Source organism: Pseudonocardia acidicola, from assembly GCF_012911935.1.
GTDB lineage: Bacteria > Actinomycetota > Actinomycetes > Mycobacteriales > Pseudonocardiaceae > Pseudonocardia > Pseudonocardia acidicola.
This window is the reverse complement of the sequence record NZ_JAAXLA010000008.1, coordinates 57,231-70,940: the sequence shown is the minus strand read 5'-3', so window position 1 is coordinate 70,940 and position 13,710 is coordinate 57,231. Positions and strand designations below refer to the sequence as shown.

Genomic DNA, 13,710 nt, shown 5'->3' with positions numbered 1-13,710 from the left:
CCCCGGCTGCGGTCGCCACCTGTGCAGGATGACCGGCCCGGTCGCCGGCCGCGGCTCACGACGACGTGTCCGGCAGCACGCCGTCGATCATGTGACCCGGCCGGCGGCGATCGCGGCGAGCGCGCGCAGGCCCGCCACGACGCCGTCGGGTTCGAGCGCGGAGGGTGACGCTCCGGGGTGGCGGCGAGCGACCCGGGCGCGCAGCACCCCGGGGCGGATCCGGAACCGGATCGGGGGCGGGAGCACGACCGTCTCGCCGTCGACTCCGAGCGGCACCGGTCCCTCGGAGTCCACGTCGAACGCGGTCGCCGACCACAGCCACCACGGCGACGGCGTCGCGCCGCCATCCTGCGGACGGGCCGGGATCACCGCGACCCCGAGCACGCCGGCGTCGATCCGCGGGCGGGTGCCGGCGCCGGCACCGTGCCCGAGACGATAGCGGTTGTTCGAGACCAGGATCGTGGCCGCCGCCCGGAGCGGTTGCCCGTCCGGCCCGGTCCAGCACAGCTCCGGTGCGCGGTCGTCCGGGTAGAGCACGATCGGCAGCGTGCCGAGCAGGGTGCGCAGCTCGGCGTCGGGGTGGCGCTCCTTCCGCACCCTCCCGGCATAGCGGCCCATCGAGACGGTGTTGACGAACACCCGCCCGTTGACGTCGCCGAGATCGACGAGGTGTTCGCCGCCGTCGACGAACGCGTCGAGGGCGCCGACGGGGTCCTGAGGATCCACGCCCAGGTCGAGCGCGAACTGGTTGCGGGTCCCGGCCGGGATGCACGCGTAGGGCAGCGCGTACTCCGCGGCCACCCCGGCGACCACCGCCTGCGCGCGGTCGTCGCCGGCGACGGCGACCGCGTCGGCGCCGTCGGCCACCGCGGTGCGCACCAGCGCGTCGAGGTCGTCTCCGGGGGTGAGGCCGATGGTCCGGATCCCGCGGGCCGCCGCCTCGTCGGCCAGCCCGACCCGGGCCGCCGCGCCGCTGCCCGAGCGCGGGTCGACGAACAGCACGGGGCGCTGCGGCCGCGGCGCCGCCGGCAGCCGCACCTGCACCCGGAACGCCACCCGGGCGGCCGCGTGCGACAACCAGACCCCGGTGCTGATCACCAGGAGGTCATGCCACCCGCCGTCGGACGTCAGCGGCAGCGCGGCCCCGGCCAGCGCGAGGGCCGCGATCAGCAGGCCCGCGAGCCGGGTGACGCCCCGGCGCAGCACCCCGAACCAGGCCGCCGCCAGGGCGGCCGCCACGCAGACCAGCACGCCCAGCCCGCGCGGGAACCCCAGGACCGCCGCGATGACGGCGAGCACGAGCGTGGTCGCCGCTGCGAGCAGTGCGATGACCGCGGCGAGCCGCTGCCCTCCGGTGAGCGTGACGCTGCCGGCGGTGGGGGGCGGTACGAACGGGGGCGGTATCGGTGGCGAACCGGTCCGGCCGGTATCGGTCATGCCGCTGCTCCTCGCCCGCGCGCCCACGGCCGCGGCCGACGAGCCACGGTGACCAGCGAGGATCCGGGGCCGCGGCGGTGCGGACGTCATCCGCCCGGGGTGATTCCCGCAGGCCCGGCGGCGACGACCCTCAACGGAGGTCCTGCGGAGCGCTCTGCGGAGCGGTGGAGGAGAGGCCATGCGCCGTTTCGTCGTCGGCCTGCTGATCGTCGTCAGTGCCGTGTGCCTGGTGTTGTCCAGCGCGTCGTTGTGGACCCGCCGGCACGTGATCAACACCGAGGTCTTCGTCTCCGGGGCTCAGGTGGTCCTGGACCAACCGGCGGTGCAGGCCCGGCTCGACGCCGGCGTCACCGACACGATCATGGCCCAGCCGGACGTGCAGAAGGCGATCGACGACGCGGTGTCGGTCCTGCCGCCGCGGCTGCAGAGCTTCCGGCCCTCGATCGAGGACGGCGCCCGGTCGCTGCTGTCCAAGGGCGTGCAGACGGTGCTCACCTCACCTGCCTTCGCCTCGCTGACCACCGCGGCTCTCACCTCGGCGCACACACAGCTGGTGAACGGGCAGTCGGTGACGTTCACCCTCGGGCAGGCCAAGGCTCTCATCCCCCCGCAGAACCGCACCGGGCTCGCCGGCCAGGTGATCAACCTGATCCCGAGCGACATCGGGGTCACCGTGCTCACCCGCGCGGACGCGCCGAAGCTGTACACGGCCATCGACCTGCTGAAGTCGCTGTGGTTGTGGACCGGCCTGCTCGCGATCGCGGCACTGATCGGCGCCCTGGTGGTGTCCCACCGCACGCTGCGCACGCTGCGCGCCTGGTCGGTGACGACCCTGGTGCTCGGTCTGCTGGTACTGATCGCGCTGCGGCTGGCCCAGGGACCGCTGCTCGCGCAGGTCAAGCCGGAGAACGTGGAGGCTGCGAGCGCGGTCTACGGCCTGGTTGCCGCCAGCCTGCGCACCTGGACGCTGTGGCTGGTCGCGGGCGTGGCCGTGATCCTCGTGGTGACGCTGCTGTGGGGCCGGCTGGGCCTGATCCCGGCCATCCGGCGCGGCTACCACGCCGCCGTCGCGCAGATCCGCCGGCGCCGGCAGTCGCACGAGGCGGCCCGCGCGGCCGCCGCCGAGCGGGCCGCCGCCGGTGCCGAGGCCGGCGGGGCCGCCGCCGTGCCGGCCGAGCCGTGGACGCACCGCGTCGCCGCCGACACCCGGACGTTCATCGACGGGATGGGCCTGCCGCAGCGGCTCGCCGGCCTCGCCGTGTTCCTCCGGCGGAACCTGCGGGCGGCGCGTTGGCTCGGTGTCGTGCTCGGCGCGCTGGTGTTGCTGTTCTGGCCGCAGCCGACGCTGTCCGTGCTGATCTGGGTGGCCGCGCTGGTGGTGCTGTACCTGGGGCTGCTGGAGTGGATCCAGGCCCAGGCGCCGGAGCCGGGTGCGGCGCCGGTACCGACGGCGCAGCCCGATCGACTCGGGCCCCCGCCGGAGGGTGGACAGCCCGAACCGGCGCTCGCCGGCGCCGGCGGTGCTGCCGAGCAGGCGCACGCCGCGGCGCCCATGCCGGCCCCGGGCCCGGCTGTGGTCGGTGGTGCCGAGCAGGCGCAGGCGGCGACGCCCGTGACCGCGCCGGCTGCACCTACCGCGCCGGCAGGGGAGGCCGCCGCGCCGGCCGGAGTGCCCGCCGGGCACACCGCCGCACCGGCTGCACCGCCGGCCCCGCCCGCACCCGGCACCGCACCCGGCGCGGCCCCGGCTCCACCGGCCCCGCCCCCGCCGGTCCCTGCCGCGCAGGCCCGCCGCCCGGTGACCGCGGAGAACCTGTCCACCATGGGCAGCCGGCTGGACCTGCTGATGCGGCTGGGGGACGCTCGGGCCGCCGGGGTCCTCACCGAGGAGGAGTTCGTCCGGGAGAAGACTCAGCTGCTGGCACTCTGAGGGCCGGGAACCGGCCTGCGGGCGGGCCGTCCGGTCGCCCCCTGCTCGGCGGGTTCGTCCTCCGTGGCGGGTTCACCGGCGGGCGCCGCCGGGGCCGGGGGAGTGAGCCGGGCGGTCACCACGTGCGCGACCACGACCGCGACGATGACCAGCGGCATCGCGGCGAGCCCGTCGGAACCGAGCAGCAGCGAGGGCAGCAGCACCGATGTCAAGGGGAGCCGCAGCATCGCCACGGACATGCCACCGATACCGATGGCCACCCCGGCCACCAGCGAGAGCCCCGGCAGGTGGGACGCCGCGATACCGCCTGCCGCGCCGATGAACATCGCCGGGAACACCGGGCCGCCACGGAAGCTGCTCAGCGACACGGCGTAGGCCAGCCCCTTGCAGGCCAGGAGCAGCAGGAGTGCGCCCACCGGGTAGCCGGCGTGGTTCCCGATCAGCGGACCGAGCTGGTCCTGCCCGGAGAACAGCACGTCCGACCAGCCCTTGCCGGTCACCGCCGTGTAGAGAACGGCGCAGCCCGCCACGACGAGCCCGGCCACCGGCGTCAGCAGTAGGAGCCGCCGCTCGACCCGCGCCCGCAGCACCAGGGCCAGTCGGTGGATCCCGGTGCCGATGAACGCGGCCGCGACACCGAACGCGACCGCCCAGCCGAACCCGGCGACGGTCGGCGAGGTGAGCGCGGGCAGGCCGGGTATCGCCAGCGAGAACGCCCCGAGCCCGGTCAGCGAGCCCAGCCCGAGGAAGATCAGGGAACCGATCCCGGCGGCCAGCAAGCCCGGGACGAGCACCAGCCCGAGCATGGTCCCGCCGATCCCGGAGGCCTCCATCAACAGGAATGCCGCTGGCAACGGCGACCCGAACAGGGCGCTGATGGACGCGAAGCTGCCCGCGGCGGCCAGCACCGCGGCCGCCTGGGCGGGCGGGTCGCGACGGGCCAGCCGCACCGCGCAGACCCCGAGCCCGCCGCCGAGGGCGATCAGCGGGGCCTCGGGTCCGAGTGCGGCACCGAAGGCCAGGGTGGCCAGCGCGGCGGCCACGACGCCGGGCAGCTCTCGCGGCGTGGGGGCGCCGCCGGCGTGGAAGCCGTCGACGGGCGAATGGCCGCCGTGCCCGGGCAGGTGGCGGATCGCGAGGGCGACCAGCAGGCCACCGATCAGCAGCAGCGGGATCGGCCACCACAGCGGAGCCACAGCCAGACCCAGCGCGACCGGCAGCTCCCGGAACAGCCACCGTTGCAGCGCGGAGACGAGCACCAGGAAGCCGTACGCCGCCGCGGAGATCGGGATCCCGACGAGTGCGGCCAGCACGAGGAGCTGCACGTAGCTGCGGCTGCGCAGCAGTGCCACGGGATCGGCAGGCGCCGCCGGGCCGGCAGGTCCGGATGGATCCATCTCGACCTCCTCGCGGACGTCCGGGCACGCCGCCCGCAGCAGGGTGGCGGCCGTGCCCCGACGTGCCATCACCCAAGGTGGATGATGCGCATCCGCCCGGCGCCGGGCAGCGTCGCGTTCGGTGCCGAACCGAGGAGCCACGATGACCCAGACCGCCGCCCGTCGCGGACGGGCCCGGACCAGCGCGTCCGAGAGGCAGCTGACCCCGGCGGAGCGCGCCGCGGCGGGCCGGGCGGCGCGGGCGCGTGTCCCGCGCTCCGCCCACGCCGCCTTCGACCCCGGGCCGTCGCGGCCGGGCCCCGTCGAGCTGCTGGAGAGCCAGGCCGCCGATCGGGTTCCGGAGCTCGTGCCGATCCGGTACGGGCGGATGGCGGTCTCCCCGTTCTCCTTCTTCCGGGGCGCCGCCCTGGTGATGGCCGCCGACCTGGCCGGGACGCCGCAGTCGGGGCTCGGCGTGCAGCTGTGCGGGGACGCGCACCTGTCCAACTTCGGCATCTTCGGTTCCCCGGAGCGACAGCTGCTCTTCGACGTCAACGACTTCGACGAGACGCTGCCCGGGCCGTGGGAGTGGGACGTCAAGCGGCTCGCGGCCAGCCTGGAGATCGCCGCGCGGGACAACGGCTTCTCGGCCAAGGACCGCCGCCCCATCGTGCCGGCGGCGGTGCGCGGCTACCGCCAGGCGATGCGCGCCTTCGCCGGCATGACCAACCTCCAGGTCTGGTACTCCCGCGCCGGCATGGCCCAGATCCAGGCCGAGCTCGACCGCCAGTTGCGCGCCCGCCAGCGGGCCAGGCTGTCGCGCATCCTCGAGAAGGCGCACACCAGGGACAGCATGCAGGCGCTGGAGAAGCTGGTCGCACAGACGGACGGCAAGCCCCGGATCGTGGCCGACCCGCCGCTGGTCGTGCCGATCGACGACCTGTATCCCGAGGGCATCGAGCGAGACCGGTTCGAGGAGCAGCTCCATGACCTGCTGCGCGGGTACCGGCGCTCCCTGCAGGGTGACCGGCGCACGCTGGTCGAGCAGTACCGCCCCGTCGACCTGGCCCGCAAGGTGGTCGGGGTGGGCAGCGTCGGCACCCGGTGCTGGATCGTGCTGCTGTTCGGCCGCGACGAGACCGACCCGCTGTTCCTGCAGATCAAGGAGGCGGGACCGTCCGTCCTCGAGAGGTTCCTCGGCGCCAGCCGGTACGACAACGCCGGGCACCGGGTGGTGGCCGGGCAGCGGTTGATGCAGGCCGCGAGCGACATCTTCCTGGGCTGGCAGCGGACCGCGGGCATCGACGGGAAGACCCGGGACTTCTACGTCCGCCAGCTGCGGGACTGGAAGGCGTCGGCCGAGATCGAGACGATGGTGCCCTCGGGCGTGCAGGCGTACGCGGAGCTCTGCGGCTGGGCGCTGGCCCGGGCACACGCGCGCTCCGGTGACCGCATCGCCATCGCGGCCTATCTGGGTGGCGGCGACGCATTCGACCGCGCGATCGCGACGTTCGCCGAGGTGTACGCCGACCAGAACGAACGCGACCACGCCCAATTGCGGGAGGCCATCGCGTCGGGACGGGTCACCGCGCAGGCCGGTCTCTAGGCGTGGCCGCGCCGGGAGACCGCCCGCCGCGGGTGAGGTCTGTGCCCTTGCGGGGCCTTAGCGTCGCGGGATGAGCACCTCGCCCGCGCCGGCAGCCGGCGCAGTCGGCGACGCCGACGGCGAAACCGGCCCCGGCGCGCCGGCCGCCCCTACGCTCCCGCGCGGCCTGATCGTCCTGCTGGGGGCCGCGGCCGCGGTCGTCGTCATCGCGGGTGTCAAGGAGGTCGCGTGGCTGCTCGGGCCGATCCTCCTCGCCATGATCATCGTCATCGCGGTGAGCCCCGTGCAGCGATGGACACGGCGGCACGGGTGGCCGTCCTGGCTGTCGACGCTGGTGCTGGTGCTCGCGGTCTACGCGGTGATCGTCGCGCTGGTGCTCACCGTGGTGGTCTCGGTCGCCCAGCTGGCCACGTTGCTGCCCACCTACGCGACGCAGATCCAGAACCTGCTCAAGAACATCACCGACGCGCTGCAGAAGCTGGGCGTCGACCCGCAGACCGCCAAGACCACGGCGAGCTCTGCGGACCTCGGCAAGCTCGTCGGCGTGGTCGGCTCGCTGCTGGCGAGCCTGACGAGCGTGCTGACGAGCGTGGTGTTCCTGCTGGCGCTGCTGCTGTTCCTCAGCGCAGAGAGCAGCGGCGTTCCCGCCCGGATGGCGGAGATCGCCGCCGACCGGGCGCCCATCGCGGCCGCCCTGGGGGACTTCGCCCGGGGCACCCGCAGCTACCTCGTCGTCACGACGGTCTTCGGGCTGATCGTCGCCGTGCTCGACACGATCGGGCTGGCGCTGCTCGGGGTCCCGCTCGCGATCCTGTGGGGCGTCCTCGCCTTCATCACGAACTACATCCCCAACATCGGGTTCATCCTGGGCCTCATCCCGCCGGCGCTGCTCGCGCTGCTCACCGGCGGCTGGAAGCTGATGCTCTGGGTGATCGTCCTCTATTGCGTGCTGAACCTGGTGATCCAGTCGCTGGTCCAGCCGCGGTTCGTCGGCGACTCGGTCGGCCTGTCGACCACCATGTCGTTCGTCGTGCTGTTCTTCTGGACCTGGGTGCTCGGTCCGCTCGGGGCGCTGCTGGCCATCCCGATGACGCTGTTGGCGAAGGCCCTGCTGGTGGACACCGATCCGCGGGCCGGCTGGGTCGCTGCGCTGATCCGGTCGCCGGACCGGCCGAGCCGGGCCGAGAAGAAGGCCGCGAAGGCGCACGCATCCGGGGAGGCGGGGGACGGTTCCTGCCCGGACGAGAAGGCCGACCGGGTGCCGGCGGCGGCCGACCGCCGGCCGGGATAGCCGGGCCGGGGCCGGTCAGGTACCGAGGATGCGGGCCTGCTGGGCCGTCCCGGCGACGACGGCGGTGCGGGCGACGCCACGCAGCAGACCCGCATGACCGTCCTGCTGTGATCGGTGGTCGACCCGTGTGCCCCGGCGGTCAGCGCGCCGTTGCGGCCCCGCTGCCCGCCGCACCCCGGGCCGCGGCGGCCCGCCCCCTGGCCCGGTGTGAGCGCGTACTGGACCAGAGCACCCACGCCTGCCACGAGCGTCCGGTCCACACCGCGTGATCGGTCCACGGCGAAGGACGTCGTTGCTGCTCCATCTGCGTGCTCCCTCCTGCTCAGGCTTGTGTCTCGACCGCGTCCAGCGACGCGAGCAGGGCCCGGACCGGAATCCGCCGGCCGGCGACCGTCTGCGCGCCGGCGCGGCGGAGCGCCCGAGCGAGCGGCGCGGCCCAGCGGTTCCCGGCGAAAACAGTCATCCGGTCCATCTCATGTCATCTCTGGCGGCGACGGCGCGTGCCGATCCTGGCTGCGCGGCGCCGCCGCCGTCGTCACCCGAGGGGGATGAGCCGCGGCCGCCCCCGCCTTCGGCTTCTCGGCGAGCCGGACGGTCGGCAGATCCCGGGTGAGGAACAGGCTGAACAGGGCGACCGCCGCCGCCGCGAGCAGCGCGACCTTCAGTGCCTGCACCTGCGCGTCGGCATAGGTGGCGGCGAGCGCGTCGGCCTCGGCGGGCGGGATGTGCGCCTGGGCCAGCGTGGCGCGCACCTGATCGACGGGCACGAAGGAGATGCCGGCCTCGATGGCGGTGCCGGCCTGCTGCTTGACAGCGTCGGAGACCTGCGGATTCGCGGCGAGCCCGGCCTGCGCGCCGCTCGCCAGCGCGCCGATGAGGATGGCGCCGATCAACGCGGTGCCGAGCGACGAGCCGAGGTTCTGGGAGGTGTACTGCAGGCCGCCGACCTCGCTGCGGTCGGCCTCGCCCACGCTCGACTGGGCCACGTTGCCCAGCTGGGCGGCGAGCAGCCCCATGCCGATCCCCAGCACGGCCATGGCCACCGCGAAGGACACGTCGTCGAGCTGCGGTCCGATCGCCGCGACCAGCCACAGCGTGGCGGCGACCAGCACCCCGAAACCGATCCGGACCACCTGCCGGGGAGCGGCGACCCGGTTGAGCAGTGGCGCGCTCATCGACGTCAGCAACATCGTGATCGAGACCGGGAGCAGCCGCAGGCCGGTCTCGAACGCGTTGAAGCCCAGCACGACCTGCAGGTACAGCGGGATCGTGAAGAAGACGCCGAGCAGGATCAGGTTCTGCGCGAGCAGCGTGGACAGCGCGGCGCGCAGCGGCCGGATGCCGAACAGACTCCACCGGAACAGCGGATCGCGACCCTGGGCCTCCCGGTGGCGGAGCCACGTGCGCAGCAGCCCCAGGGCCACGAGCCCGGTGGCGATGACGAAGGGGGTCAGCGAGAACCCGAAGATCGTGACCGGCGAGTTGCGCGGCCGCAGCCAACCCCACGTGCTGCTCTGCAGGACGCCGAGCACCACCAGGGCCAGCCCGATCACCGACAGCGCGGCACCGACCAGGTCCAGCTCGCGGCGCGGGCCGGTGGCGGCCACGTCGCCGATCCAGCGGATCGTCGCCAGGATCAGCAGCACGACCACGACCTCGCCGGCGAACACCAGCCGCCAGGTGAGGTAGGTGGTCACCCAGCCGCCGAGCAGCGGCCCCACCGCGATACCCGCGCCCGCCAGCCCACCGATCACGCCGTAGGCGATCGCGCGCTCCCGGCCGGCGTAGTTGCCGCCGACCAGCGCGGCCAGGGCCGGCAGTACGAGCGCGCCGCCGAGTCCCTCGATGACCGACCAGCCGAGGGCGAGCACCCACAGCGTGGGCGCGATCGCGGTGAGCAGTGAGCCGACTCCGTAGACCACCAGGCCGACGCCGAACGCCCGCCGCCGGCCGATCAGGTCGCCGATCTTGCTGCCGGTGATCAGGAAGGCGGCCATCACCAGGGTGTAGAGGGTGATGACGGCCTGGATCGCGGTGACGGTGGTGTGGAAGTCCGCCACCAGCTGGCTGATCGACACGTTCATGACCGAGGTGTCGAGCACGACGAGGAACTGGGCCGCGCCGAGGACGATCAGCGGTTTCCACCGGTTCATGCGCGACGACCTCCCCGGGCACGCGACATCCAGGGCGGGCCGCGCGGGCGCATCATGTCGGCCCTCCGGCGGGGGATTCATCACCCTCGTCGGGTGAACGAGCAGCCGTCGCCCGCCGGGGGTGAGGCATCGCCGGGATCGTGCGGGCAGACTGGAGGTCCCCTGGACGAGGACCGAACGCCATGCGCACCGTGCTCAACGTCATCTGGCTGCTGCTCTGCGGGATCTGGCTGGCCATCGGCTACGCGATCGCGGGCGTCATCTGCTGCCTGCTCATCGTGACGATCCCGTTCGGCCTGGCTGCGTTCCGCATCGCCGACTTCTCGCTGTGGCCGTTCGGTCGCCAGCTGGTGAAGCGTCCCGATGCCGGCGCGCCGTCCACGATCGGCAACATCATCTGGATCATCTTCGCCGGCTGGTGGCTCGCGCTGGGCCACCTGGCCACGGCCATCGCGCTGGCCGTGACGATCATCGGCATCCCGCTGGCGATCGCGAACCTGAAGCTGATCCCGGTCTCGCTCGTCCCGCTGGGCCGCGTCATCGTGTCCGTCGACGACCGCGAACTGCGCCAGCCGGTCGGGGCCTGAGCGGGCGCGGTTCCGCCGCCGCGGCGAAGAACCCGGCCAGGTCGTCACGCGGCGCCGGGCCGGGGTCCAGCTCGACCACGCCGGTGCCGAACGCGTGCGCGCACACGGTGGCCGCGGGGAGCCGGCCGGCCCAGCGCCGTGCCCGCCCGCGAGCCCGTGCCGACACGGCGGTGCCGACGGTCGCACCGGCCGAGCGCAGCTCGACCGCGCCCAGGTCGTCGCACACGATGCGTTGCACGGCGGCCGCGACGGCGTCGGGCGGCAGGGCCGCCGGTCGGTGCAGGCGCAGGTGTATCCGGGCCCGGCGCAGCTGGTCGGGGGTCCACGCCGCGGTGCCGGCCACCCCGGCGTAGAGCTCGGACAGGGCTGCGGTATCCGGGCCGCCGGGCAGCCGGATCCGCAGGTCGCGGTGGGTCTGGCCGAGGAGGGCGTGCACACAGCGGGCGGTGTCGGGCAGCGACCAGCCTGCCTCGAGGTCGACCAGCACGTCCGGCACCGCGCCGGGCAGCGCGACGCCCCGGGTGGCCGGTTCCGGGATGAGCGCGGCGAGCCGGGTGGCCTCGGCGTCCTTGCGCGTCCGGTCGGCCGCCCGGCCGGCCCAGTCGGGGCCGTCGTGCCAGGCCACCGCGTCCCGCTCGTGCACGAGCACCGCCCCGGCGTTCCAGGCCCGGTAGGCCAGATCCCAGTCTTCGCCGCCGTAACCGACGAACCGCTCGTCGAAACCGCCGAGATCGGCGAACAGGGCCCGCCGGCAGGCCAGCACCGCGCTGATCACGAAGCGGAAGCTGCGGCCGTCGGCGTCGAGCAGGTCGCGGCTGGTGCGGTAGCCGTCGCGCAGCCATCCGGGTTCGGGCAGCTCGGGTGGTGCGGCGCCGGCACCGGTCAACCAGGCGGTCACGGTCGCGGGGGACAAGCCGCTCAGGTCGGCGTGCCGGCGCCGCCCGACGGCGAGCACGTCGGGACAGACCGCGATCCGCCGGACGATCTGCTCGACGAATCCGGGCTCCGGGACGGTGTCGGCGTCGAGGAACACCAGGACCTCACCGGTCGCGTGCCGCGCGCCGAGGTTGCGCGCGGCGGCGGCGCGGAAGCCGCGGTCGTCCTGGCGCACCACCCGCACCGGCGGGCCGCCGCGCGGGGACCGTGGCGGCGTGGCCGATCCGTCGTCGGTGATGATCACTTCGGCCGGTGGGCGGGTCTGGGCGCACAGCGCGGCCCAGGTGCGGGCGAGTTGCGCGGGCTGCTCGTAGTGCGCCACCACGATCGACACCCGCGGATGCGGTACCGGGTACGGGGCGAGCAGGTCCCAGCGGTTGCCGGGGACCAGGACGTCGGTCAGGGCCATCCGCTACACCCCAGCAGCCGCCGGTAGATCGCGACGTGGGCGGCGCCGACATCGGGACGCGGCGGCGGGCCGTCGAGCCGGGTGAACGTGTCGTCGGCCAGGCCGCGGCGCAGGTCGGCGTCGAGCGCGGCGTCGCCCTCGTACAGGTGCAGCGTCCCGGGACGGCGCCGCTCCAGCTCGCACGCGTAGGTCCCGCGGGCGACGAGCGGGCGGCGCCCGCAGGCCAGCCACGTCGCGAGCGATCCGCTCGCGCTCACCCCCCGGTAGGGCGCCAGCGCCACCGTGACGGTGCGTGCCCCAGCCGCGAGGTCGGCGTCGGTGAGCGGGCCGGTGACCAGCAGCTCGACCCCCCGGTGCGCGGCCCGCCGGAGCAGCGCGGCGTACAGCTCGTCGTGGCCGGGCGCCACCGCGCCGAGCGCCACGACCAGCGGGGCGGCGCCGGTCCGGGCCGCCGCGTCGATCGCCGCGGCGTGCCCCTTGCCGGGATGGACGAACCCCAGCACACCGAGCGTGGTCCGCCCGGCCCACTCCGGCGCGACGCCGCCGTCGGGCAGCGGCTCGATCGGCAGTTCGACCATGTGCGGCACCCGGCCGGTGAGCCGCTCGACCTTCGCCGCCTCGTGCTCGGCCGACACGATGACGCCGTCGCACGCGGCGATCACCCGGGCGTACCCGGCGCCGCGCCGGGCGTCGCGCGCCGGATCCGGGTCGGCTCCGGGCACGTCGTGCAGCGTCACGACCAGCGGGCGGGGCGCGCTCCGCGCCCAGGCGGTGAACGCGTCGGCGGCCGAGGCGATGTCGGCGCCGTAGAGCGCGTCGGTGAACTGGGCGTGGGTGAGCTGGGCGCCCAGCTCGACCGGGCGGGCGCCGTGCTCGGCCGCCAGCCGTGCCACGTCGGCCGCGTGCCGCACGACGCCGTGGTGCGCCGGGCCCGGTGCGTGGACCAGGACCTTCATCCGCCGGCCGCCAGGGACGCGTAGATCGTGGCGTGCGCCTTCGCGATCTCGATGCGCTGCGCGGCCCGGTCCACCGCGCCGGCCCGCCACGACGGTCGCCACGCGTACGCGGTCCGGACCGCAGCGGTCAGCGCCGCGGCGTCGAGCCCCGCCTCGTCGTGGCCGTAGACCAGGCAGGGCCCCTGCTCGGAGTAGAAACCGCAGCTGGGTGCCACCACCGCGGTGCCGAGGTCGCGGCAGGCCTCCAGCCAGCCCGAATGCGTGCCGAAGCGGTAGGGGAGCACCGACGCGTCGAGCCCGGCGAGGTAGTCCCACAGCGCGTCGTCGGAGAACCGGGGGTGCACTCGGACGTCGAGGTCCGGCAGCGCCGCCGCGAACGCCCGGCCGGGCTCGTCGTCGTGCACGTCGATCCGCAGCCGGGCCCCGGGCAGACCCGCCACCGCGGCGGCGACCACCCGGGCGACCGGCCCCGGGTCGGCGTTCGCGCGCAGGTTCTTCGCGTGCAGGCCCACGACGAAGCCGTCGTGCTCGGGGCGCGGCGCGGCCAGCCGGGCCAGGTCCACGACGTGCGGGTGCGGCACGACGGCCGGCTCCCGGCCCCACCGCGCGCGGATCGCCGCGGCCGCCCCGGAGGTCAGCGTGATCAGCGCAGCGGCGGCCGGGACGAGCACGTCGAGCGCGGCGTCGTGCTGCGCGGGGTCGCGGTGGTGCGGGTTGCGCAGGTCGTGCACGGTCAGCACGAACGGGCGCCGGTGCGCGCGCAGCGCCGCGACCAGCTCGCGCAGCTGTCCGGGGGTGCGGTCGTCGAACCCGAAGTGCAGGTGGAAGACGTCGAAGTCGTCGGCGTGCGCGGCGACCCAGGACGGCTCCAGCATCGGTGGTGGCCACCACTGCCCGGGCGGGGCGCCCGGCACGGGGGGATCGGGAAGGCGCACGACGCCGTCGTCGCCCACCGGGTCGGCGAGATGCCGGACGTAGACGTGGTCGCTCGGAACTGACGCGATCCGCAAACGGGGACCTCCGCTCTCG

The 13,710-nt window shown here is 74.8% G+C and carries 11 protein-coding genes; 4 read left to right on the top strand and 7 right to left on the bottom strand.

Annotation, left to right across the window (positions count from 1 at the left end):
* Positions 1-87: 87 nt before the first annotated feature.
* A complete protein-coding gene (locus tag HF526_RS06600) occupies positions 88-1,437 on the bottom strand; it encodes a diacylglycerol/lipid kinase family protein (protein WP_169380372.1) in 1,350 nt (449 codons plus the stop codon).
* 178 nt (positions 1,438-1,615) lie between these two features.
* On the opposite strand from HF526_RS06600, the gene HF526_RS06595 reads away from it, so the two are divergent.
* Entirely contained in the window at positions 1,616-3,367 is a 1,752-nt protein-coding gene (locus HF526_RS06595; protein ID WP_169380371.1) for an SHOCT domain-containing protein, read from the top strand.
* On the opposite strand, the gene HF526_RS06590 is transcribed toward HF526_RS06595, so the two are convergent.
* Entirely contained in the window at positions 3,349-4,833 is a 1,485-nt protein-coding gene (locus HF526_RS06590) for a chloride channel protein (RefSeq protein WP_239028402.1), read from the bottom strand. The genes HF526_RS06595 and HF526_RS06590 overlap by 19 nt on opposite strands.
* Before the next feature lie 73 nt (positions 4,834-4,906).
* Between HF526_RS06590 and HF526_RS06585 the strand changes: the two genes are divergently transcribed.
* Positions 4,907-6,349 carry a DUF2252 domain-containing protein gene (locus tag HF526_RS06585; protein ID WP_169380370.1) on the top strand — a complete coding sequence of 481 codons (1,443 nt, stop codon included), beginning with the start codon at positions 4,907-4,909 and terminating at the stop codon, positions 6,347-6,349.
* Positions 6,350-6,419: 70 nt separating this feature from the next.
* Positions 6,420-7,640 (top strand): AI-2E family transporter, encoded by a 1,221-nt coding sequence (locus HF526_RS06580; RefSeq protein WP_169380369.1) that lies wholly within the window; start codon positions 6,420-6,422, stop codon positions 7,638-7,640.
* A 322-nt stretch (positions 7,641-7,962) separates the two neighbouring features.
* On the opposite strand, the gene HF526_RS06575 is transcribed toward HF526_RS06580, so the two are convergent.
* The gene (locus HF526_RS06575) at positions 7,963-8,103 is read right to left on the bottom strand and encodes a hypothetical protein (protein WP_239028390.1); all 141 of its coding nucleotides are present in this window, start codon (positions 8,101-8,103) and stop codon (positions 7,963-7,965) included.
* A gap of 10 nt (positions 8,104-8,113) precedes the next feature.
* On the bottom strand, positions 8,114-9,793 hold the full coding sequence (locus tag HF526_RS06570) for an MFS transporter (RefSeq protein ID WP_169380368.1): 1,680 nt from the start codon (positions 9,791-9,793) through the stop codon (positions 8,114-8,116).
* Between the two features lie 182 nt (positions 9,794-9,975).
* On the opposite strand from HF526_RS06570, the gene HF526_RS06565 reads away from it, so the two are divergent.
* A complete protein-coding gene (locus tag HF526_RS06565) occupies positions 9,976-10,380 on the top strand; it encodes a YccF domain-containing protein (protein WP_169380367.1) in 405 nt (134 codons plus the stop codon).
* Here the strand turns inward: HF526_RS06565 and HF526_RS06560 are convergent.
* The 3 genes from HF526_RS06560 to HF526_RS06550 are packed head-to-tail and all read right to left on the bottom strand — an operon-like array spanning position 10,331 to position 13,691.
* Positions 10,331-11,725: a glycosyltransferase family 2 protein gene (locus HF526_RS06560; protein WP_169380366.1), complete on the bottom strand. Its 1,395-nt coding sequence runs from the start codon at positions 11,723-11,725 to the stop codon at positions 10,331-10,333. The two genes, HF526_RS06565 and HF526_RS06560, sit on opposite strands and share 50 nt — an antisense overlap.
* Positions 11,716-12,681: a glycosyltransferase family protein gene (locus tag HF526_RS06555; protein ID WP_169380365.1), complete on the bottom strand. Its 966-nt coding sequence runs from the start codon at positions 12,679-12,681 to the stop codon at positions 11,716-11,718. Before HF526_RS06555 ends, HF526_RS06560 begins: the two co-directional genes overlap by 10 nt.
* Positions 12,678-13,691 (bottom strand): glycosyltransferase family protein, encoded by a 1,014-nt coding sequence (locus HF526_RS06550; protein ID WP_169380364.1) that lies wholly within the window; start codon positions 13,689-13,691, stop codon positions 12,678-12,680. The genes HF526_RS06555 and HF526_RS06550 overlap by 4 nt, the downstream gene beginning before the upstream one ends.
* Positions 13,692-13,710 lie beyond the last annotated feature (19 nt).